The sequence below is a fragment of the Pseudomonas sp. PSPC3-2 genome (assembly GCF_049897085.1).
Lineage (GTDB): Bacteria > Pseudomonadota > Gammaproteobacteria > Pseudomonadales > Pseudomonadaceae > Aquipseudomonas > Aquipseudomonas paraveronii.
Map to the genome: position 1 here is coordinate 68,538 of NZ_JAFCVO010000015.1, position 19,806 is coordinate 88,343.

Genomic DNA, 19,806 nt, shown 5'->3' on the forward strand with positions numbered 1-19,806 from the left:
CTCCCGATGGCGGTGGATCAGCTGGCCTATCGGGTGTCTGACACAACGCTATCGGGGGCAAGCCCCCTCCCACATTGGGATCGCGGTGTATCCAGGGTACTGACACCAAACCGTCATCTGCCCACCACGTTCCTGCCACATTGCGCCGTTACTGTCGTCGCCAATGAGATCGATCTCAAGCGAGTGACAATGACTGATTTGAAAGACGTTGCACGGCTGGCCGGGGTATCCCGCGCGACCGCTGCCCGCACCTTTGCCTCTCCCGACCAGGTGCGCCCGGCGACACGTGAACAGGTGTTCGCCGCTGCCCGCGAGCTGGGTTTTCGGCCTAACTTGCTCGGCCGCCAGTTGCGGCTGCAAACCACCAACCTGATCGGCGTGGTGGTGCCCAATTTGCTCAACCCCGTCTTCGCCGAGCAATTGCAGGCCATGGAGCGTGCGGCCCGTTTGCGCGGCTACAGCCTGTTGCTGGCAACCACCGACTACAGCAGCGAGCGCGAAAGCATTGTGGTGGAAGAGTTGCTGCGCCAGCGCGTCGACGGCCTGGTGCTGACGGTAACGGATGCCGAAAGCAACAGCGTGTTGCACAGCCTGTCCAGCGAGCAGACGCCGTTTGTGCTGGCCTACCACCAACCCAGCAACCCCGACTACAGCGCCGTGTCTGTCGACAACCGCGCCGGTATGGCCCTGGCTACGCGCTATTTGCTGGAAGCGGGGCACCGGCGCATCAGCATGGTCGCCGGCCCCGCGTTGCAGTCCGACCGCGCACGTCTGCGTTACGCCGGTTATTGCGATGGGATGAAAGAACATGGCCTCCAAGCTCGCCCGGTGATCGAAATGCCGGCCCACACGCAGGCTGAATTCGCCGCCATCGCACCGTTTCTCAAAGGCCCGGATGCGCCGACCGCGCTGGTGTGCTCCAACGACTTCCTGGCGATCAGCCTGATCGCCGAGCTGCGCCGCAACGCCTGGAACGTACCCGAGCAACTGTCAGTGATGGGCTTCGATGGCATCGCCCTCGGCACCCAGATGCACCCGACGTTGTGCAGCGTGGTGCAGCCCATCGCGTTGCTCGCCAGCACCGTGATTGACCAGTTGCTGGCGCAGATCGCCGGCAACGTCCCGATTTCCCATTGCCTGCCTTGCCATATCCGGCCGGGTGAAAGCACTCAACCCCATGAGGAGACCCTCGATGCGCGTATTCAGTAAAACCCTGGCAGCCGTGCTGCTGTGCGGTATGGCCAGCCTAGCCCAGGCCGCCGACACGGCGATTTGCTACAACTGCCCGCCGGACTGGGCCGATTGGGGCACCCAGCTCAAGGCCATCGCTTCCAGCACCGGCGTGCAGGTGCCGCTGGACAACAAGAACTCCGGCCAGTCCCTGGCGCAGTTGGTGGCGGAGAAAGCCGCTCCGGTAGCCGACGTGGTGTATTACGGCGTGACCTTCGGCCTGCAGGCGCAAAAGGCCGGCGTGGTCGATGGCTACAAACCCAAGGGTTGGGAGCAGATTCCCGTCGGTTTGAAAGACCCGTCCGGCCAATGGTTCGCCATCCACTCCGGCACCCTGGGCATTATGGTCAATGTCGATGCCCTGGGTGGCTTGCCGGTGCCGCAAAGCTGGGCCGACCTGCTCAAGCCTGAATACAAAGGCATGGTCGGCTACCTGGACCCGTCCAGCGCGTTTGTCGGCTACGTGTCGGCGGTGGCGATCAACCGCGCCCTGGGCGGCGACCTGGACAACTTTGCCCCGGCCATCAACTACTTCCAGGCACTGGCGAAAAACGCCCCGATCGTGCCCAAGCAAACCGCCTATGCACGGGTGTTGTCCGGTGAGTTGCCAATCCTGGTGGACTACGACTTCAACGCCTACCGCGCACGCTACAAAGACAACGCCAACGTCGCGTTCGTGATTCCCAAGGAAGGCAGCATCAGCGTGCCCTACGTGATGAGCCTGGTGGCCAACGCGCCGCACCGCGCCAATGGCGAAAAAGTCCTCGATTTCGTCCTGTCCGATGCAGGCCAGGCGCTATGGGCGAAGGCATACCTGCGCCCGATACGCCCGGTGCAGATGCCGGCCGAGGTCGCCGCGCAGTTCCTGCCCGACAGCGATTACGCCCGCGCCGGTGTGGTGGACTACCAGAAAATGGCCGCCGTGCAGGAAGCCTTTGCCGCTCGTTACCTGAACGAGGTCAAGTAAGTGGCCGCATCGGCAAGACACGCCGCCTGGGCCCTGGCCCCGGCCTTTGCGGTGCTGCTCGCGTTCTGGCTGTTGCCGCTGGCGCACTTGATGGTGCTCGGCGCCGAGAGCCGCGACAGCAACGGCAGCGGTTACTGGCAGGTACTCAGCAGCGCGCAGTATCTAGGCAGCCTGGCGCAAACCTGTGCGCTGGCGATGTTCGTCACGCTTGTGGCGTTACTGATCGGCGGCATCAGCGCTGTATTCCTGGCGCGCCAGCATTTCTTCGGGCGCTCGGCGCTGGTTGCGTTGCTGACGTTTCCGTTGGCATTCCCGGGTGTTGTGGTGGGCTTTCTGGTGATCCTGTTGGCCGGGCGCCAGGGCTTGCTGGCGTCCCTGGGCCTGCAGTTGGTCGGTGAGCGCTGGATCTTCGCTTACTCGCTGGCCGGGTTGTTTGTCGGCTATCTGTACTTCTCGATCCCACGGGTGATCCTCACGGTGATGGCCGCGTGCGAAAGCCTTGACCGCAGCCTGGAAGAAGCCGCGCACTCGCTGGGAGCAGGGCATTGGCGCGTGGTGTGCGATGTGATCGTGCCGGGCCTGGCACCGGCGTTGGCGTCCTGCGGGGCGATTTGCTTTGCCACGTCCATGGGCGCCTTCGGTACGGCGTTCACCTTGGGCACGCGGCTGAACGTGACCCCGGTGGCCATCTACAACGTGTTCACCAACTACGCCAACTTTGCCGTCGCCGCGGCGCTCTCTGTGGTGTTGGGCGCGCTGACCTGGGTGGTGTTGCTGCTCACCCGGCGCTGGGTGAAAAACGCGGGGACCGTCCTGTGAAGCGCTCATCGCTGTTCGTGATGCAACTGCTGTTTACCCTGTTGGTGTGCGCCTTCATGTTGGTGCCGGTGTTGATGTCGTTGCTGGCCGGGCTCACGCGCAATTTCTTTGTGGGCCTGTCCAGTGGCTTGACCTTCGATTGGTTGATCCAGGTCTGGCAGGCCTATTCGCCGACGGTGTGGTTGTCGCTGCAACTGGCCCTGGCCTGCGCGGTGTGCGTCTGCGTGATCGGCGTGCCGGCGGCCTACGCGCTGGTGTGCATGAACAATCGCTTCAGTCGCGCTTTCGAGGAACTGATGGTGCTGCCGGTGGCGATGCCGGGGCTGGCCAGCGCGCTGGCCTTACTGTTGACCTACGGCCAGTTCGGCGCGTTTCGCAGCAGTTGGCTGTTCATTTTGGTCGGCCATGTGCTGTTCACCTTGCCGTTTTTGGTGCGCCCGGTGATGGCGGTGATGCAGCGCCAGCACTTGCCGGTATTGGAGGAAGCGGCGGCCAGCCTGGGCGCAGGTCCCATCAAGCGCTTTTTCAGCGTGGTGGTGCCCAATTGCCGGGCGGGCATTCTCGCGGGTGTGCTGATGGTGGTCACCTTGTCGCTGGGTGAATTCAACCTGACCTGGATGCTGCATACGCCCATGACCAAGACCCTGCCCGTGGGCCTGGCCGACAGCTACGCCTCGGCGCGCCTGGAAATCGCCAGCGCCTACACCCTTATCTTTTTGCTGATGATCGTGCCGCTGCTGATTGCGTTGCAGGCCATCAGTGCTCGTTTGTCCCGTGGAGAGCGTCGATGACCGCTATCACTATCCGCCTGCAAGGTTGCCGCAAGGCGTTCGCCGACGGCACCGTGGCCGTGCATGACTTGGACCTGACCGTCGAAGGCGGCGAAACCCTCGCCATTCTCGGCCCGTCCGGTTGCGGCAAAACCACCACGTTACGCCTGATCGCCGGCCTGGAACGCCCGGATGTGGGCCAGGTGTTCTTCGGCGACCAGGCTGTCACGCGTCTGCCCATCGAGCGCCGTGATGTGGGCATGGTGTTCCAGAACTATGCGCTGTTTCCCAACCTGGATGTGGCCGGGAATATCGTCTATGGCCTGAAGATTCGCGGCATGTCGCCAGCGGAGCGCAACAAGCGCTGTGAGGAACTGCTGGAGCTGGTGGGTTTGCAACACCATGGCAAGCGCAGCATCCACGAGCTCTCGGGTGGCCAACGCCAGCGCGTGGCCTTGGCCCGTGCGCTGGCGCCGCGCCCCAAGGTGCTGTTGCTGGACGAACCCCTGGCCGCCCTCGATGCGCAATTGCGTGAGCGCCTGCGCAGTGAGTTGAATCAACTGCTGCGCGGCCTCGGTATCACCTCGGTGTTTGTCACCCACGACCAGGGTGAAGCCATGGCCCTGGGTGATCGCATCCTGGTGATGGAGCACGGCCGCGTCGCGCAACTGGCCAGCCCACGGGACATCTACCAGAAACCCGCCAACGCCTTCGTCGCAGGCTTTGTCGGCAACCTGAATGCCTTCCACGTCATTGAGCCGTCACCCCATGGTTTGAAAGTCTGCGGCGGCGAGTTGCCGTGGCATACAGCGCAGTTGCCCGGCACCGTGTACTGCCGCCCCGAACACTTGCGGGTGATGGAGCACGAAGGGCATCTGCACGGCCATCTGCTGGCGCAGTTTTTCCAAGGTGCGCAAAGCCGCCTGCTGGTGGATGTGGGCGGCCCGCAACCGTTGTTGGTCGACAGCAACGACCACCAGCTATACGCCGTCGGCGCGCCGATTGCCTTGGCCATTGCGCCGCACATGTTGTTCACCCTGAATGCGTGAGAGTTGCCTTTTGAACCGTCCGTTTCTTGTTGCGCAGATCAGCGATCTGCACCTTAAAGCTGGTCAGCGCCTGACTTATGGCGTGGTCGACACGTTGGGTGCGCTGCGCCGCGCCGTCGACCATCTGAACGCCAGGCACCCACGGCCCGATATCGTGGTGATCAGCGGCGACCTGGTCGACTTCGGCCGTGCCGATGAATACGCCGTGCTGCACCCTGAACTGGCGCGCCTGCACATGCCTTGCTACCTGGTGCCCGGCAACCATGACGCGCGCGGGCCGTTGCTGGACGCGTTCGGCGATCACACCTACTTGCCGAGTTCGCCGGCGGGCCCGTTGGATTGGGTCGTCGACGCACACCCGCTGCGCTTGATCGGCCTCGACTCCACCATCCCCGGTGGTCATGGCGGCCAACTGCTGGGCAGCCAGTTGCAGTGGCTCGACGACCAGTTGGCACTCCGTCCGCAAGCGCCGACCGTGCTGATCCTGCATCACCCGCCGTTTATCAGCGGCATCGGCCATATGGACCGCGAACGCTTTATCAATGCCGCCGCCCTGGAAACCGTCGTGGCGCGCCACCCGCAAGTGGAACGGCTGCTGTGCGGGCATTTGCACCGGTCGATGCAGCGGCGTTTCGGCGGCAGTTTGAGCTGTGTATGCCCTGGCACGTCCCATCAGATCGTGCTGGATCTGCAAGACGCCGCGCCAGCGCATTTCAACCTGGAACCGGCGGGTTACTTGTTGCATCGCTGGGATGCGCAACAGGGGTTGGTCAGCCACAACGGCGTGTTCGGGGACTACCCGGGGCCGTATCCGTTTTATGACGCTCATGGATTGATTGACTGAGGTTTTACGGAGGTTCACTTCACCCAACCAAGTAACTGAACGTTAGTTAACGCAACGGCCAACTCCAGTGTGGCCGCGTGCTTCCTGCTGTCTATTTTTTTTAGCGCCCGGAACTTGGATTCCGCGCCGGAGTTCGTCCTGATGAAAGCTACTTTGAATGTATTAAGCCTATTGACCGGCAGCCTGGGCATCGCCCTGAGCCCCCTGGCTTCGGCCGACTTTTTGAGCGACAGCAAAGCCAACTTGAGTATGCGCAACTTCTACTTCAACAACGACAACCGCGACGGCACCGCCGCGCCGTCGAAGACTGAAGAGTGGGGCCAGGCGTTCATGCTCAATTACCAGTCGGGCTTTACCGACGGCACCGTCGGCTTTGGCCTGGACGCAGTCGGCATGCTCGGCATGACCCTCGACAGCGGTGCCGGCCGCCATGTCGGCAGTTCGATGATCCCCAGCGATGACGGCAAAGCCGTCGACAATTGGGCCCGTGGCGGCGCCACGGCCAAGGCGCGTTTCGCCAAGACCGAAGCGCGCTACGGCTACCTGCGCCCGAACCTGCCGATCCTGGTGAGCAACGATGGCCGCCTGTTGCCGCAATCGTTCGAAGGCGGGCAGCTCACCAGCAAAGACATCGACAACCTGACCCTGATCGGCGGCCAGCTTCAACACACCACCGGGCGCGGCTCCAGCGACCGCAGCGGCCTGGCAGCGGCGGGCGGCACCCAGGAAAGCAATAAATTCACCTACGCCGGTGCCGACTACCAGCTGACCAAGGACCTGATGGTCCAGTACTACTACGCCAACCTCGAAGACTATTACCAACAACACTTTGCCGGCTTGATTCATGTATTGCCGCTGGGCGACTACGGTTCGTTGAAAACCGACCTGCGTTACTTCAAGACCACCTCCGACGGTAAAAACAGCAGCGCCGCCGGACGCGCCGAAGGCTACAAGTTCAGCGGCTATACCAAAAATAGCAGCGGTGAAATCGACAACAACACCTGGAGTGCGGCCTTCATCTACTCCCTGGGGCCCCACGCGATTACCGCCGGTTACCAGCAAGTGTCCGATGACAGCAACTTTGCCCAGCTCAACCAGGGCGGCCTGGTGAACAAAGGGGAGGGGGGCTCCAGCCTGTACCTCTACACCGACCGGACGGTGCAAACCTTTATCCAGGCCGGCGAGCGCACGGCTTTTGCGCAGTACGCCTATGACTTCGCGGCGTTGGGCGTGCCGGGCTTGAAGGCGTCGATGATGTATTTGAAAGGCGACCATATCCTCACCGCCAGCGGGAATAACGCCAGCGAGTGGGAACGGGATATCTCGTTGGATTATGTGGTACAGAGCGGCACCTTCAAGGACGTCGGGTTTGGCTGGCGTAACGGTGTGTCGCGCAGTGAGGTGGCGCGGGACCAGGACCAGAATCGGGTGTTTGTGAGTTATTCGATTCCGTTGATGTAACAAGCCGAACGGATCGAATTCCTCCTGTAGAAGCGAGCGTGCTCGCTCCTACAGGGGTCAGGTGTTCAGGCGCCGCGAGCGCGTCATGCCTCTATTAACATGAGTGAATCTTGTGATCATCAGGAATAAAATGAGTTTGTCTCACTATGCGAGTCTGCCGACAATGGCCGCCATCACTATCGGTATTGGAGTTGTAAGTCATGGCAGTCGCTCATTCCCTCGGATTTCCACGCATTGGACGCGATCGTGAACTGAAAAAAGCGCAGGAAGCGTTTTGGAAGGGCGAACTCGACGAAGCCGGCCTGCACGCCGTTGGCCGTGACTTGCGCAAGGCGCATTGGGCGCTGCAAAAACAGGCCGGCATCGACCTGTTGCCCGTCGGTGATTTTGCCTGGTACGACCAGGTACTCACCCATTCGCTGATGTTCGGGGTGATCCCTGAGCGCTTCCGCCCGGCTGATGGCAAAGCTACCTTGCAGACCTTGTTCGGCATGGCGCGGGGCGTCAGTGACCCTTGCTGCGGCGGGGCGCACGCTCAGGAAATGACCAAATGGTTCGACACCAACTACCACTACCTGGTGCCTGAATTCAGCGTCGACCAGCACTTTCACCTCGGTTGGGACCAGCTCTTCGACGAGGTCAAGGAGGCGCGTGACCTGGGCCACACCGTCAAGCCCGTGGTGATCGGCCCGCTGACGTACCTGTGGCTGGGCAAGGCCAAGGGCGGCGATTTCGACAAGCTCGACCTGCTCGAACGCCTGCTGCCGCTGTACGGCCAGATCTTCCAGCGCCTGGCGGACCTGGGCGTGGAGTGGGTGCAGATCGACGAACCGATTCTCGTACTCGACCTGCCGCAGGCGTGGAAAAACGCCTTCGAACGCGCTTACAACCTGATCCAGCGCGACCCGCTGAAAAAGCTGGTCGCGACTTACTTCGGTGGCCTTGAAGAAAACCTCGGCCTGGCCGCCAACCTGCCGGTGGATGGCCTGCACATTGACCTGGTGCGCGCACCGGAGCAGTACCCAATCATTCTTGACCGCCTGCCGGCCTACAAAGTCTTGTCCCTGGGCGTGGTCAACGGCCGTAACGTCTGGCGTTGCGATCTGGAACACGCCCTCGGCACCCTGCAGCACGCCCATGAGAAGCTGGGCGATCGGCTGTGGGTGGCGCCGTCCTGCTCGTTGCTGCACAGCCCGGTCGACCTGGGCCGTGAAGACCAGCTCGATAGCGAGTTGAAAAGCTGGCTGGCGTTCGCGGTCCAGAAGTGCGCCGAAGTGGCCGTGCTGGCCCAGGCCGTCAACCAGCCCGAAGCGCCAAACGTGCTCGCCGCCCTGGCTGAAAGCCGTGCCGTGCAGGCGGCCCGTGCGGCATCGCCACGCATTCACAAACCGGCAGTGCAAGCCCGCGTGGCGGCGATCACCGCCCAGGACAGCCAGCGCCAGTCGCTGTTTGCGCAGCGTATTGAGACACAACGTGCCGGCCTCAAGCTGCCGCCATTCCCGACCACCACCATCGGTTCGTTCCCACAAACCTCGTCGATCCGCCTCGCGCGCCAGTCCTACAAACAAGGCAAGTTGAGTGAAGCCGAATACGTCGAGGCGATGCACAGCGAGATTCGTCACGCCGTTGAAGTGCAGGAAAACCTCGGCCTGGACGTGCTGGTGCATGGTGAAGCCGAGCGCAATGACATGGTCGAATACTTTGCCGAGCAATTGGACGGCTACGCGTTCACCCGCTTTGGCTGGGTGCAGAGCTACGGTTCACGCTGTGTGAAACCAGCGGTGATTTTCGGCGACCTGAGCCGCCCGCAGGCGATGACTGTGGATTGGATACGCTACGCCCAAGGCCTGACCCGCAAGGTGATGAAGGGCATGTTGACCGGCCCGGTGACCATGCTGATGTGGTCCTTCCCGCGTGAAGACGTGAGCCGCGAAATTCAGGCGCGTCAACTCGCCCTGGCAATCCGTGACGAAGTGGTCGACCTGGAAGCCGCCGGCATCCAGATCGTACAGATCGATGAAGCTGCGTTCCGTGAAGGCTTGCCGTTGCGCCAGGCGCAATGGCAGCACTATCTGGACTGGGCCACCGAAGCATTCCGCCTGTGCGCTTGCGGCGTGCGTGACGAAACCCAGATCCATACGCACATGTGCTACAGCGAGTTCAACGATGTGATCGAGTCCATCGCGGCGATGGATGCCGACGTGATCACCCTCGAAACCTCGCGCTCGGACATGGAGTTGCTGGACGCGTTCGAAGCCTTTGCTTACCCGAACGACATCGGCCCGGGCGTCTACGACATCCACTCGCCACGGGTGCCGGACGCGTCGGAAATGGCCAACCTGCTGCGCAAGGCCGCCAAGCGGATTCCGGCAGAGCGTTTGTGGGTGAACCCGGACTGCGGCTTGAAAACGCGTGGCTGGCCGGAGACTGAAGCGGCGTTGATCCATATGGTGACGGCAGCGCGTCAACTGCGCGCGGAGCTGGCCTAACACGGTCTGGACATGTGGAGAGGGGCTTGCTCCCTTCCACTATTCCGTCGAGGAATGCCCGTATAAAAACTGCGCATTGTCTTTATCGCCGCCGATCTCGTAGCGTGGGCTTTCACTCAAGGAGATCCATCATGAACCAAGCCGCGCTGCGCCTTTACGTTGATTCGCTGTTCGCCAGCCCCTATGCGATGTCGGTTTTCGTCACCCTGCGCGAAAAAGGTCTGGCGTTCGATACCGTGGTCCTTGACTTGGACGCCGCGCAACACCAGACGCACGACTTTGCCCAGCTGTCCGTGACCCAGCGTGTGCCGACGTTGGTGGACGGGGACTTCGCCCTGTCAGAGTCCTCGGCGATCAGCGAATACCTGGACGAGGCCTACCCCGAAACGGCGGTGTACCCGGCCGATCCAAAGCAGCGGGCGAGGGCGCGGCAGGTCCAGGCGTGGTTGCGCAGCGATTTGCTGCCGATTCGTCAGGAGCGTTCGACGTTGGTGGTGTTTTATGGGCAGCAGATGCCGCCGTTGTCGCCGCTGGCCGAGGCCGCCGCACACCGCCTGGTCAGTGCGGCGCAGGTGCTGTTGGCGGGTAATCCGGCGTACTTGTTCGGCGAGTGGTCGATTGCCGATTTGGACCTGGCGGTGATGCTTAACCGCCTGATCCTCAACGGCGACAGCGTACCGGCCGAGTTGGTGGACTACGCGCAACGCCAATGGCAGCGGCCATCGGTGCAGGAATGGGTCAATCTGCCAAGGCCCGCGCTTTAGGCCATTCCTGCGCTACGCGCCGGTCCAGCTCTTCCCAATCGGCCATGCCCAGCACGCGAGTGGTGTTCAACCCCCGCAGGTAGCCCAGCAATTGCTGGGCGCTGGCTTGGGCCTCGTCCGAGTCGGCCGTCGGGTCTTGCAAGACACGTTCATAGTCGACCAGGTAATCGGCGACCCGCTCGCGGTACTCCGGCAATACGGCTTCGCGGATGCGGTCGAAGGTTTTCTGGTGGGGTTTCATCGCGTGGTCCTTATAGATTTTATGTAAGCACTATTGGTTCAGATAATAGTCATCATCGAGAATTGCAAGTTCTGTTTTTTCAGGAAAAGCGGAAAATCGCCCTATCGAGACGCAGTTCAAGGAAATCGCGCGATGAGGACGTTTATTCAACTGGCTTTAATGACCCTGATGATGAGCACTGCGGTCATGATCAACCCGGCAATCGCCGATGAACTGCGTACAGGCCATTTGCTGTCACTCGGCGGTAGCGTAGACTCGCTGCGGCACGAGCAGTCAGTGGGGGTGCTGTACAGCGAAAACACGGTCGACAACCTCAGCTACCTTGAACGCTACCACGACACGGCCTTGAATGGCGCCAGGGATGCCCTCGATGGGCGCATCCGCGAGGCGTTCGTCAACAGCTCCGACCCGGAGTTGGCCATCGACTGGTTGATGAGTTCGTTGCAAGGCACGTTTTTGTCGGTGACCGTTTACGACACGCTGGATGCGCTTGTGCAGGCTCACCCCGATGTGGTGGTGATGCTCGACACCCATAACCAACTGTTGACCCCGCGTAACGATCAGGTCGAAGCGCATTTTATCGCGCGCTTCTATGACGCGAACCTGCAGTACATCGCCAAGGCCGAAGGCTCGGTGCATAAGCAAGTGCCATCGGTGTGGGCCCGTGACAAGGCCGCCCCGGAGATTGCCGCGCAGATCGAGCAGCAGCGTGATGTCCAGCTCGATGCCTTGAAACAATTTGATGTGTCGCTCAAGGCGTTAGTCCGAGCGGGTTGATGTGAACTTTTCCTTTTATACAGTCAGGATTTTTATGCGCTCTTTTTTCGCCCCGGCCCTGGCCTTTGCTTCCTTGTTAATGGCCGGTTGTGTGTCTTCTCCGAATGCTCCGACATTGACCCTGCAAACCGCCAAAACCCCCGAAGGTTATGTGCAATGCGTGTTGCCCAAGCTTGAAAAACACAACATCACCTCAACCGTGACGCAGAACTCGCGCCACGCCAAGGTAGTGTTGACCAGCAAGATTGCCGCCGATGATGTGCTGGAGGCCTACAAGTCCCAGGACGGCACCAAGGTGTTCCTGTATGAGCGCAAGCCGCTTGCGTCGACCATCACGCCGTCGCGCCTGGAGTTGACGGCGCAAGAGTGCAAGTAACCGCAGGCTACCGATAAACCCTGTAGGCGGGGCTATGGTTTAAGGTGTTGCTTCGTGACTGAAGCTGTCGACAACCTTGATCAGCCCTTGAGCCGCCAACGCCACCAACTCACCGCCTTTCTCCACGGTCGCCAGGGCCGGGTCCGAGCCCATGCGCCCGTCGGGGAACCGCGCGCGGAAGTCCAGCGCTTCACGGATCGGCCCGGTGTTGGCGATCTGCGGTGAATAATCGGCGGAGTTGATCGACTCCGGATAAGCCCACTGTGTCACGGCGATCTCCGACGGCGTGGCATGGCTGCCGTGGCCGACCGGGAACTGTCGGTGAGCCAGCTCGTTGACGCCTTCCAGGTCCCACCAGTTCACCAGTTTCAGCGCAAACCCGGCCGGTTGGCGGGCGAAGCTGGCTTCGGCGTATAGCTCGGAAAACGCCGCTTCAATCGTAGCGATGTTGCCGCCATGGCCGTTGAGAAACAGGATCTTGTCGAAACCGTGCCCGGCCAGTGAACGGACCCAATCGCCAATTGCAGCAATAAAGGTGGATGGGCGCAGCGAAATGGTGCCGGGAAAGCCCAGGTGGTGCTGGGCCATGCCGATATTGAAGGTAGGGCCGATCAGGATGTCAGCGTGCTGTTGCGCTTCGTGGGCGATGATTTCCGGGCACATCCAGTCGGTGCCCAGCAGGCCGGTGGGGCCATGTTGTTCATTGGAACCGATGGGGATCACCACCGTGCGGCTGCGCTCCAGAAACTGGCCGATCTCGATCCAGGTGGACTTATGTAGAAGCATGCGAGGTTCTCTCTTATCGGTGGGGTCAGGCTAACCGCCACGGATTGTACGACTACTCGCCACCTGTTGGGGTTTGCAGTTGAGGTAGGCCGAAGACTTCAACCAGCGCTGGTCCGGGTACCACGAGAACATGAACTGCCCATCCTTGAGTTTATCCACCACCTGGCGCGCCACCTGCGGGCGTACCGCCGGGCAACCCTGGCTGCGGCCGATACGGCCTTCGCGCTTGCTCCACAACGGGCTGACATAGTCGGCGGCGTGAATCACCAGGGCCCGGTCACGCGCCTGATCATTGAAGCCTGGCTCCAGACCGTCCATGCGCAGTGAGTAGCCATGAGTGCCCAGGTAACTTTCCCGGGTACGGAACAGGCCCAGGCTGGACTGGTGGCTGCCTTCACGATTGGAGAACTGGGTGGCGAAGTTTTCCCCGGACTTGGCCCCGTGGGCCACCAGGTCGCGCAGCACCAGGGTCTTTTTGCGCAAATCGAAAATCCATAGCCGACGAGCGGTCGAAGGCTGAGAATAGTCAATCACGGCCAGGCGCTCGGATCGATCCTCGCCATTATTGACCGCGCATTGCACGGCGTTCAGCGCGCTTTTCAGTACAGCGGGATTGAGTTCTGGAGCCGAGCGCGCCAGGCTGCTATACAAAGAAACAGGGTTGCCGTCGGCGGCGAGCACAACGGTGCTCAGCGTAGCCACGGTCAAGGTCATCAGGCCGAGGCGGCACATAAAAGTCAGCATCTACAGTACATCCCCCCACTGTGGATTGGAGCAAAGCTATTGTTCAAAAAACACGCATGTTACTTGAGCATTTGCTTGCTCGTTGCACCGCTGGTCGCAACAGCCGACGAAGTGCTTATGGACGCGTTGCCAGTGATTCCGGCGAGCCCGGTGCAACAGGCCCTTGCGCAGTTGCCCAGCGTCTGCCCCGGCCTTGCCCCGCGTATCGACGCGGCGACATTGGCGCGCCTGCAGGCGTTCTATCAGCAGCAGGGCGATGTGCCGCTGTGGGCCGCCGCCGAACGCCGCCAGGCACTGCAAGCGCAGTTGCTGATGCTGGCCGACGACGGCCTGGACCCCGCCCACTATAGCCTGCCCATCGCGGATGCCGCGGCCAACGTGCTGTGCAGCGATATCGGCACCAGCGAGCAGTACCTGCACGCCCTGCAGGATTTGCATTACGGGCGCCTGCAGCAATCGCGCTTCGAACCGCTGTGGCATTCCCAGCCGCCCAGCCGCGACCCGGATACCGATCTGCTCGCCTTCGCCAGCACGGGCCTGCATGACATGGCGCAAGCCTTCGACCAGGCCCGCCCCACTGCGGATTTATACCGCAGCCTGCGTAACGTCTACTCCACGCTGCGCCAGCAGCCGTTGCCCCATTGGGACGCGGTCGCCAGCGGGCCGCTGTTGCGCCCCGGCATGGAAGACCCGCGCGTGCCGGAACTGGCGCGGCGTCTCTACCGTGGCGGCTACCTCGCCAGCGAACCCAAGGGCAACGGCAAGCAGTACCGAGACGAGCTGGTGCAGGCGGTCAAGGCCTTCCAGATCAGCCACTCGCTGCAATCCGACGGCGTGATCGGCGCCGGCACCGTGGCCGAACTGAATATCAGCCCGTTGATGCGCCGCGAACAGTTGCGTATCAACCTGGAGCGCTTCCGCTGGCTGAGCCAGGACCTGGAGCCCGAAGGCGTGCTGGTCAACGTCGCCGCCGCGCAACTGAGCGTCTATCAGAGTGGCATCCCGGTGTGGCAAACCCGCCTGCAGGTCGGCCGCGCCGAACGCCAGACGCCGCTGCTCAAATCGCGCATCACCCGGTTGACCCTCAACCCGACCTGGACCATCCCGCCCACCATCATGCGCGAGGACAAGCTCCCGGCTATCCGCCTCAACCCCGAATACCTGCGCCAGCAAAACCTCCAAGTGCTCGACCCCGAGGGCCGCCCGCTGGCCCCCGAACACATCGACTGGGCCCGCCCCGGCAACATCCTGCTGCGCCAGGAAGCCGGTCCGCGCAATCCGCTGGGCAAGATCGTCATGCGGTTCCCCAACCCGTACTCGGTGTACCTGCACGACACCCCCAGCCAGCCGCTGTTCACCAAAGGCCCGCGCGCGTTCAGCTCGGGTTGCGTGCGGGTTGAACAACCCTTGCTGCTGCGCGACCTGCTGGTGACCCCGGCAGAACGCACTCGCACCGATGAATTGCTGGCCACCGGCGTGACCCATGAATTCCGCCTGGCCACGCCGGTGCCGGTGTTGCTCGGCTACTGGACCGTGGAAGTGGATCGCCAGGGTGGGTTGGTGTATGCGCCGGATATTTATGGGCGCGACCTGGTGTTGATGAAGGCGATGGGGAGCGTGCTCTGATTTGTCACAGTCCACAGCACACCCCATGACGCTGTCTTTCGTGAAGATGCACGCGCATGGCGACGATTTCATCATCATCGATCGCCGTGGTCTGGATGATCCGATCACCGCGCAGGTCGCTCGCCGCCTCGGTAATCGTCACACCGGCATCGGCTTCAACCAGTTGGCGGTGGTACTCGATTGTGCAGACGCCGCCGCGCGGATCAAATTCTGGAACCCCAATGGCACGCCGCTGCAAACCTGCGGCAGCGCCACGCGCGGTGTGGCCGACCGGCTGATGCACGAAGCCGGCACCGATTCCATCGTGCTGCGTACTGACCGAGGTTTACTGACGTGTGTGCGTGAGTCGGGGCGGCGGGTGTCGGTGAATATGGGCGCGCCATCGCTGGGCTGGGAAACAGTGCCGCTGGCCGAGTCGATGGACACCCTGTGGTTGCCACTCGAAGGCAACCCGGCGGCGTGCAGCATGGGCAACCCCCATTGCACCGTCTTTGTCGCGGACCTGGCCGCCGTCGACGTGGAAACCCTGGGTCCGGCACTGGAAGCTCACGCGCTGTTTCCCGCCAGGACCAATGTGCATTTTGTCCAGGTTGTTGATCGCGGGCATATTCGCTTGCGTATCTGGGAGCGCGGGGGCGGGGTGCCGCTGGGGTCCGGCTCGTGCTGCTGTGGTGCCGTGGTGAATGGAGTTCGACGCGGCCTGCTTGACGATAGCGTTGAGGTGCAATGTGACGGCGGCACGGTCACCGTGCAGTGGGACGGGCAGGGCGGCGTGGTGTTGACCGGGAGCGTGGAACCGATCATGCACGGCATCGCCATGCGTCTATAGGATAAAGTTGGGCCTTGCGATGAATCCTCAGGTAACCCCTATCATAGGGCGGTTGCGACACTCTGCTGTGTTTGTGCTGGCGGGCGCGGTGGGGCTGTGCCGGGCCCTGTGCATGAGGGGCACTTTATCCTATGGGGGCGCGTCAGTAGGCGTCGGCAGAATACTCTGAACCTGGCCTCTCTGACTTATCGAAGGATCGACCCATGCTTATCGTCTTCAGTGGCCTGCCTGGCTGCGGAAAAACCACGATCGCCAGCGAACTTGCGCGCCAGAGCGGTGGCGTTTACCTGCGAATAGACGTGATTGAGCAGGCACTGCGCGATGCTCGGGCATTCGCGGGCGACGTGGGCGCTAGCGGCTATGGCGTGGCGAATGCGCTGGCGTTGAGTAATGTGCGCTTGGGTCATACGGTGATTGCCGACTGCGTGAACCCGGTCAGACACAGCCGGCAGGCCTGGACGGACGTGGCCGCCCAAGCGGGAGTGGCATTGCTCAACATTCAGGTGATTTGTTCTGATCGGCACAAACACCAATCCCGCGTGGAAGCCCGCGTTGGCGATATCGGCGGGCTGGTTCCGCCTAGCTGGCAATCCGTGTTAGCGCATGAGTTCGAGCCGTGGGATGAGGCGACTTTCACGGTCGACACAGCCTTCCTGAGCCCAGCCCAGGCCGTCGAGATCATTTTGAACAACATCACTGCACTTTAGAGCATGCTCCCCATCCTATGAAATGAGCTATCCAGCCATGGCGCTTACGCCAGCACAATGTAGTCGTTTTGTTGGATCACCGGCCGGTGCTGGCCTTGAACGAGGTGAAGGTAACGGCCGTCCACCAGGTCGATGGGCAGGCAGTCGTCGATATCCAGCACGCCGTCGGTGTGGGCCTGTGACCAGTGGCTCAGCATTTGTTGCTTGCCTTTGCGCGTCGCTTCCTTCTTGTCGCGGGCAACCACTAGCAGGTAGTGGTGCGCTTCGCCAAAGCGGTTGGCTTCATAGCCGCCCAGGTTGATGAAGTACAGGTGGTGCGCGCCGGCCTGGGGCGCCAAGTGGCTGAGCTCGACTTTCCAGCCGTCGATGCCATCGACCGCCATCCACGAATCGATGTGCACGCCCTTGGGGCTGCCAAACCAGGCGTCGCGCAACTGTGGGTAGGTGGCGTCCAGCGTATCCGCCACGGCGAATACCACGTCATGGACTTCGATCCTGGCCCGTGGGTGCTTGCCCCCGAGCATTACGACAAACAGCATTGCAGGCCCTTCCCGGCGATTTGGCAAAGGGTAACCATACTTCGATTGAACCCTTTTGTCCGGTGAATGCCACACTGTTAACCCGCGAACGCATCAGGAGGTTGTCATGCGAACCATCGATCTGGCCGGTGTTCCGGTCCCTGTCATCGGCCAGGGCACCTGGCGCATGGGCGAAGACCCGGACCAGCGCCGCGCCGAAGTCGCGGCGTTGCAGTGTGGCATCGAGGAGGGCATGAGCCTGATCGATACCGCTGAAATGTACGGCGAAGGCGGCGCCGAAAGCGTGGTCGGCGAGGCCATTCGCGGCAAGCGCGAGCAGGTGTTCCTGGTGAGCAAGGTCTACCCCCACAACGCCAGTCGCACGGGCGTGCCCCGTGCGTGCGACGCCAGCCTGCAACGGCTGGGCACCGATTACATCGACCTGTACCTGCTGCACTGGCGCGGTCAGTACCCGCTGGAAGAAACCGTCGAAGCGTTCGAGCGTTTGCGCGAGGCCGGCAAGATCGGCCGCTGGGGTGTATCCAATTTCGACGTGGCAGACCTGCAGGAGCTCGCTTCACCGGCCTGCGCGACCAACCAGGTGCTCTACAACATTCAAGAACGCGGCATAGAGTTCGACTTGCTGCCGTGGTGGCAACAACATCACTTGCCGTTGATGGCTTACTGTCCGATCGCGCAAGGCGGCGAGTTGCTGTCCAGCCCCACCCTCAAGCAGATCGCCCACCGGCATCAGGCGACGGCCGCGCAGGTCGCGCTGGCCTGGGTGTTGCGCCAGGACGGGGTGATTGCCATCCCCAAGGCTGTTACGCCGGAGCATGTGCGGCTTAACGCTGCGGCCGCTCAATTGGTGCTGGACGAGCACGATCTCGACGCCATCGAGCGGGTGTTCGGGGCGCCCAAGCGCAAGCATCCGTTGGCGATGGTGTGACGTGATAAAACCCGCGTGGCACTGCGGGTTCATGGCACGCGGTGTCAGCCGCTTACGCCATGCAACTCGCAGTAGGCGTCCCAGCTCATCCCCGCCATCTGCGCCACTTCCTTATGCACTTCAAGGCGTTGCGCTTCGAATGCCTGGGCGGATTCGGCCGTCAGCTTGAGGGTCAGCTCCCAGGCAAACAGCCCCTGGCGCTCGGCTTCGGCTTCGAACGCTTCATGCAGGCGTTCGGCGCGGTATTGCGCCAGGGTTTCGCCTTTGGCCTGGGCGGCCAGTGGGTTCAGGGTGTCCAGTTGGGTGAGTACATCCGGGTGCTCAAGCAGGAATCTGTCCAGCGCGCGTTGATGGGTATCGCCGGGTTGGGACAAGGGTTTACTCCTAGAAAAATGTCAGGCACCCGTGCCGGTGTCCTGGCGAGCCTGTCTACGCCGAGCGCGTTTGTGCAGGCGGCGGTTTATCCTGGTTCGAATGGGGTCAAGGACGAAGAGCAACAGGTACGCCGTCAGCACCAGCGTCAGGTCCATCCAGGTTTCGCTGATGGGCCCTGAAAACACTTCCACGAGCGCCTTGATCAGATAGAGCAGGGCAATCCCACATAACCACAGTACGGCGTTAAACATCAGTGGGTGAATAGTATTCGACCGCTTGTGTTGCATCTCGAACCTACCTCCTTGCGGCTTGCGACTTCAGCCTGTTCCCTGGTTGGAGCATCAGGGAATTCTGAAAAGTTGCTGATTTTACATCTTGAAGCTGGCTTAGGGATTGATTCTTGTCAGAAAGTTCCATTGCTCAATAGCGAACACGTCAGTGATCGTGCTGAGTAACCTGCAAACGCGGGTGTGCGAGCGCAAAACTGGCCAAGGCGGCCAGACGCTCGGTGAAGTGCAATTTGAACAGTGTTCGCGCCATCTTGAGCACCCTCGGTGATAGGGCGACCGTGGTGCTGCAAGTGGCGCTGCGGGGCGATCAGTTGCCAGGTTTTGTACGCACTAAGCCTCGGCTTGGGCTGACCGGTATTCGCGCTGGGTCTGCTCGATCTCTTCGACCAAGCCATCGATCCTCGCCAGGCGCGCACGGTTGTCGTGGTCCCACGGATGAAAGCCCGGTTTGAAGTAGTGCAGCCACGGCCGAAACATCCGCGGGAACACGCCCTTGGGCCCATACAAAAACTTCAGCATGCGCCAGAACCCTTGGAGGTGCCCGCCGGCCTGGCGGTCGGCAATCAACAGGCGCACGTGGAAATCAAACACCACCAGCCAGAAGAGCAGCGTCGTGGTCAGCATGGTCCCGGTGCGCAGCAGGTAGCGCAGGGGCCCCGGCTTGATCACGCGGTTCCACACATCGAACGCCACCGCCTTGTGCTCGGTTTCTTCGAGGGCGTGCCAGTACCACATCTGCTGGTAGCCCTTGAGCGAATCGCCGAAGCGCGAGGGGTCGCTCAGCAGGATTTCCGCGAGCATCGCGGTGTAATGTTCAAGGGCGATGGTCACCGCCAGGTTGAACGACGGCGGCAGGTGTTTTTTCTGCAGGTCGAGGAAGAATTTCAGGCGCCGATCCAGGCGATGTGCTGGTAGGCCTGCGGCGTGCAGCAAATCGTTGTAGGCCACGTGTTCGCGGCTGTGCATGGCCTCCTGGCCGATAAAACCCTGGATCTCTCGCGTCAGCGCCGGGTCATCGATGCGTTGGCGGTAGTGGCGCACGCTGTCCATGAAAAACAGCTCGCCCTGGGGAAACAGCAGCGACAGTGCATTGAAAAAATGCGTAATGAACGGGCCTTGTTCGTGCCAGTTCTTGATGCGTTCGGCCGGCAAGGCAAAACGGATATCGCGACGGATCGGCAGCATGGGCTTGCTC

At 61.8% G+C, this 19,806-nt stretch carries 22 protein-coding genes; 15 read left to right on the forward strand and 7 right to left on the reverse strand.

What is annotated here, in order from left to right; genetic code table 11:
- Positions 1–189: 189 nt before the first annotated feature.
- The 9 genes from ACP7CJ_RS22380 to yfcF all read left to right on the forward strand — a co-directional run bounded on the left by ACP7CJ_RS22380 (position 190) and on the right by yfcF (position 10,393).
- On the forward strand, positions 190–1,209 hold the full coding sequence (locus ACP7CJ_RS22380; protein ID WP_247402349.1) for a LacI family DNA-binding transcriptional regulator: 1,020 nt from the start codon (positions 190–192) through the stop codon (positions 1,207–1,209).
- Entirely contained in the window at positions 1,193–2,197 is a 1,005-nt protein-coding gene (locus ACP7CJ_RS22385; protein WP_276197803.1) for an ABC transporter substrate-binding protein, read from the forward strand. Before ACP7CJ_RS22380 ends, ACP7CJ_RS22385 begins: the two co-directional genes overlap by 17 nt.
- Positions 2,198–3,016 (forward strand): ABC transporter permease, encoded by an 819-nt coding sequence (locus ACP7CJ_RS22390; protein ID WP_276197804.1) that lies wholly within the window; start codon positions 2,198–2,200, stop codon positions 3,014–3,016.
- The gene (locus ACP7CJ_RS22395; protein ID WP_276197805.1) at positions 3,013–3,807 is read left to right on the forward strand and encodes an ABC transporter permease; all 795 of its coding nucleotides are present in this window, start codon (positions 3,013–3,015) and stop codon (positions 3,805–3,807) included. Before ACP7CJ_RS22390 ends, ACP7CJ_RS22395 begins: the two co-directional genes overlap by 4 nt.
- A complete protein-coding gene (locus ACP7CJ_RS22400; RefSeq protein ID WP_276197806.1) occupies positions 3,804–4,835 on the forward strand; it encodes an ABC transporter ATP-binding protein in 1,032 nt (343 codons plus the stop codon). Before ACP7CJ_RS22395 ends, ACP7CJ_RS22400 begins: the two co-directional genes overlap by 4 nt.
- Positions 4,836–4,845: 10 nt before the next feature.
- Positions 4,846–5,679 carry a phosphodiesterase gene (locus tag ACP7CJ_RS22405; RefSeq protein ID WP_276197807.1) on the forward strand — a complete coding sequence of 278 codons (834 nt, stop codon included), beginning with the start codon at positions 4,846–4,848 and terminating at the stop codon, positions 5,677–5,679.
- Between the two features lie 141 nt (positions 5,680–5,820).
- On the forward strand, positions 5,821–7,140 hold the full coding sequence (locus tag ACP7CJ_RS22410; RefSeq protein WP_276197808.1) for an OprD family porin: 1,320 nt from the start codon (positions 5,821–5,823) through the stop codon (positions 7,138–7,140).
- A 200-nt stretch (positions 7,141–7,340) separates the two neighbouring features.
- Positions 7,341–9,629, forward strand: a complete 2,289-nt coding sequence (gene metE / locus ACP7CJ_RS22415; protein ID WP_426102038.1) for a 5-methyltetrahydropteroyltriglutamate--homocysteine S-methyltransferase — start codon at positions 7,341–7,343, stop codon at positions 9,627–9,629.
- A gap of 131 nt (positions 9,630–9,760) precedes the next feature.
- Positions 9,761–10,393: a glutathione transferase gene (gene yfcF / locus ACP7CJ_RS22420; RefSeq protein ID WP_276197810.1), complete on the forward strand. Its 633-nt coding sequence runs from the start codon at positions 9,761–9,763 to the stop codon at positions 10,391–10,393.
- Here the strand turns inward: yfcF and ACP7CJ_RS22425 are convergent.
- Complete coding sequence (locus tag ACP7CJ_RS22425; protein ID WP_426102040.1) at positions 10,368–10,634, reverse strand: hypothetical protein; 267 nt, start codon at positions 10,632–10,634, stop codon at positions 10,368–10,370. The two genes, yfcF and ACP7CJ_RS22425, sit on opposite strands and share 26 nt — an antisense overlap.
- Before the next feature lie 132 nt (positions 10,635–10,766).
- Between ACP7CJ_RS22425 and ACP7CJ_RS22430 the strand changes: the two genes are divergently transcribed.
- Both ACP7CJ_RS22430 and ACP7CJ_RS22435 read left to right on the forward strand, forming a co-directional pair.
- On the forward strand, positions 10,767–11,411 hold the full coding sequence (locus ACP7CJ_RS22430) for an ATPase (protein WP_276197811.1): 645 nt from the start codon (positions 10,767–10,769) through the stop codon (positions 11,409–11,411).
- 34 nt (positions 11,412–11,445) lie between these two features.
- Positions 11,446–11,787, forward strand: coding sequence for a hypothetical protein (locus tag ACP7CJ_RS22435; RefSeq protein ID WP_276197812.1), 342 nt, complete (start codon positions 11,446–11,448; stop codon positions 11,785–11,787).
- A 39-nt stretch (positions 11,788–11,826) separates the two neighbouring features.
- On the opposite strand, the gene ACP7CJ_RS22440 is transcribed toward ACP7CJ_RS22435, so the two are convergent.
- Entirely contained in the window at positions 11,827–12,573 is a 747-nt protein-coding gene (locus tag ACP7CJ_RS22440) for a creatininase family protein (protein ID WP_426102042.1), read from the reverse strand.
- Positions 12,574–12,603: 30 nt separating this feature from the next.
- Positions 12,604–13,317, reverse strand: a complete 714-nt coding sequence (locus ACP7CJ_RS22445; RefSeq protein ID WP_276197814.1) for a murein L,D-transpeptidase catalytic domain family protein — start codon at positions 13,315–13,317, stop codon at positions 12,604–12,606.
- A 39-nt stretch (positions 13,318–13,356) separates the two neighbouring features.
- Here ACP7CJ_RS22445 and ACP7CJ_RS22450 point away from each other — a divergent pair, with 39 nt between their 5' ends.
- From ACP7CJ_RS22450 to ACP7CJ_RS22460, 3 genes are all read left to right on the forward strand, one after another.
- Positions 13,357–14,943, forward strand: coding sequence for a L,D-transpeptidase family protein (locus tag ACP7CJ_RS22450; protein ID WP_426102044.1), 1,587 nt, complete (start codon positions 13,357–13,359; stop codon positions 14,941–14,943).
- 25 nt (positions 14,944–14,968) lie between these two features.
- Positions 14,969–15,772 carry a diaminopimelate epimerase gene (dapF, locus tag ACP7CJ_RS22455; RefSeq protein WP_276197816.1) on the forward strand — a complete coding sequence of 268 codons (804 nt, stop codon included), beginning with the start codon at positions 14,969–14,971 and terminating at the stop codon, positions 15,770–15,772.
- Positions 15,773–15,975: 203 nt separating this feature from the next.
- Complete coding sequence (locus ACP7CJ_RS22460) at positions 15,976–16,479, forward strand: AAA family ATPase (protein WP_426102046.1); 504 nt, start codon at positions 15,976–15,978, stop codon at positions 16,477–16,479.
- Between the two features lie 44 nt (positions 16,480–16,523).
- Here ACP7CJ_RS22460 and ACP7CJ_RS22465 read toward each other — a convergent pair whose 3' ends face one another.
- Positions 16,524–17,018 (reverse strand): DUF1543 domain-containing protein, encoded by a 495-nt coding sequence (locus tag ACP7CJ_RS22465; RefSeq protein ID WP_276197818.1) that lies wholly within the window; start codon positions 17,016–17,018, stop codon positions 16,524–16,526.
- A gap of 106 nt (positions 17,019–17,124) precedes the next feature.
- Between ACP7CJ_RS22465 and ACP7CJ_RS22470 the strand changes: the two genes are divergently transcribed.
- On the forward strand, positions 17,125–17,946 hold the full coding sequence (locus ACP7CJ_RS22470) for an aldo/keto reductase (protein WP_426102048.1): 822 nt from the start codon (positions 17,125–17,127) through the stop codon (positions 17,944–17,946).
- 44 nt (positions 17,947–17,990) lie between these two features.
- Here ACP7CJ_RS22470 and ACP7CJ_RS22475 read toward each other — a convergent pair whose 3' ends face one another.
- From ACP7CJ_RS22475 to ACP7CJ_RS22485, 3 genes are all read right to left on the reverse strand, one after another.
- Positions 17,991–18,320, reverse strand: a complete 330-nt coding sequence (locus ACP7CJ_RS22475; protein WP_276197820.1) for a DUF6388 family protein — start codon at positions 18,318–18,320, stop codon at positions 17,991–17,993.
- 21 nt (positions 18,321–18,341) lie between these two features.
- Positions 18,342–18,608, reverse strand: coding sequence for a hypothetical protein (locus ACP7CJ_RS22480; protein ID WP_276197821.1), 267 nt, complete (start codon positions 18,606–18,608; stop codon positions 18,342–18,344).
- Between the two features lie 333 nt (positions 18,609–18,941).
- A complete protein-coding gene (locus tag ACP7CJ_RS22485) occupies positions 18,942–19,796 on the reverse strand; it encodes a metal-dependent hydrolase (protein ID WP_276197822.1) in 855 nt (284 codons plus the stop codon).
- Positions 19,797–19,806: the final 10 nt, after the last annotated feature.